The sequence below is a fragment of the Roseateles sp. P5_B10 genome, from assembly GCF_056400485.1.
Map to the genome: position 1 here is coordinate 1 of NZ_JBFULE010001066.1, position 1,520 is coordinate 1,520.

The 1,520-nt window shown below is 64.8% G+C and carries 2 protein-coding genes; one reads left to right on the forward strand and one right to left on the reverse strand.

The window, feature by feature from the left end:
• On the reverse strand, positions 1-698 hold a 698-nt coding region (locus AC1DU6_RS30845), incomplete at its 3' end, for a histidine kinase (RefSeq protein WP_477861911.1).
• A gap of 137 nt (positions 699-835) precedes the next feature.
• On the opposite strand from AC1DU6_RS30845, the gene AC1DU6_RS30850 reads away from it, so the two are divergent.
• The coding region (locus AC1DU6_RS30850; RefSeq protein ID WP_477861913.1) for a phosphohexomutase domain-containing protein at positions 836-1,520 on the forward strand (685 nt) is incomplete at its 3' end.

Genomic DNA, 1,520 nt, shown 5'->3' on the forward strand with positions numbered 1-1,520 from the left:
CGCAACTGGCCCAGGCTGGCGCGCAGGTAATCGGTGAAGCGCTCCAGCATCTGCTTGGCCCGCGTCGGGTCGAAGTCGATCAGGCTTTGCACATTGGCCAGCGTGTTGAACAGGAAATGCGGCTCGATCTGGCCCTGCAGCAGCTTGAGCTGGGCCTCGGTCACCCGGGCCTGCAGCATCTCCTGGCGCCACCGCGCGCGGTAGCGAAAGCTCGCCACGACGGAAATGRACACCGAGATCAGCAGGAACTGGCGCCAGAAACCGAAGCTACCCAGCAGCTGCAACGTGTTGCCGTTGCCCATCCAGATGCGGTCGACCAGCCACATGCCAACGACCACGCCAAGCAGCGCGCAGCTGATGGACAACACAGAGAAGAACAGGCCCGAGCGCCAGTCGCGCCAACCCATGACGGTGTCCAGCCAGCGCTGCGGCGCCAGCCGCTCGAAGGCGCGAAAGATGGAGAAGAAGCCGATCGACACGCACAGGCTGACGAGCATGTTGCCTGGCATCAGGGCCTGCCACCAGAAGAGCGAACCGAGATTGCCCTGTTGCAGGCCGGCCATGACGGAAAAAACGGTGCCGAAACCAAGCGTCCAGATCAGGTAGATCAGCAGCCGAAAGCGCATCCGGTCCGGCCGATGTTTCATCAGCACGCGCTGGTGGCGCAGGGCCTGGGCGAATTCCTCGGTGAATGTCATGGGGCGCGAGTGTAGGAAGCCGCGGCGGCATGCCCCTTGCATGAGTGACGAATCGACAGCCGATGCGACGGATGGTCGGCCACGGGCCGTGCCTACAATCCGGCGCGTTTTCAAAACCCAGTATTCGAGGGCATTTCATGCAGGTTCACGCATCCATCTTCAAGGCCTATGACATCCGTGGCGTCGTCGGCCAGACCTTGAACGAGGAGCTCGCAGAGCACCTGGGTCGTGCCTTCGGCACCGAGGCCAAGGCCCTGGGCGAAAAGGCCGTCGCTGTCGGCCGTGACGGCCGCCTGTCGGGCCCCGGCCTGGTCGCAGCACTCGTGCGCGGCCTGCGCTCCACCGGCCTGGACGTCGTCGACATCGGCGCCGTGACGACGCCGATGCTCTATTACGTCGCTGCCACGCGCGGTGCGCACGGCTGCAACTCCGGCATCATGGTCACGGGCAGCCACAACCCCAAGGACTACAACGGCTTCAAGATGGTGCTCAAGGGCGCCGCCGTCTATGGCGAGCAGATCCAGGGCCTGCGCCAGCGCATCGAGGCCGAGGACTACGCCAAGGGCAAGGGCCGTGTCGGCAAGATCGACATCGTGCCCGAGTACACCCACCGGGTCGTCAATGACTGCAAGCTGGCCCGCCCGATGAAGATCGTCGTCGACAGCGGCAACGGCATCCCCGGCGCCTCGGCCCCGGCCATCCTGCGCGCTCTGGGCTGCGAAGTCATCGACATCTTCTCCAAGGTCGATGGCGACTTCCCCAACCACCATCCGGACCCGAGCCGTCCCGAGAACCTGGAAGACCTGAAGCGCGTCGTCCACG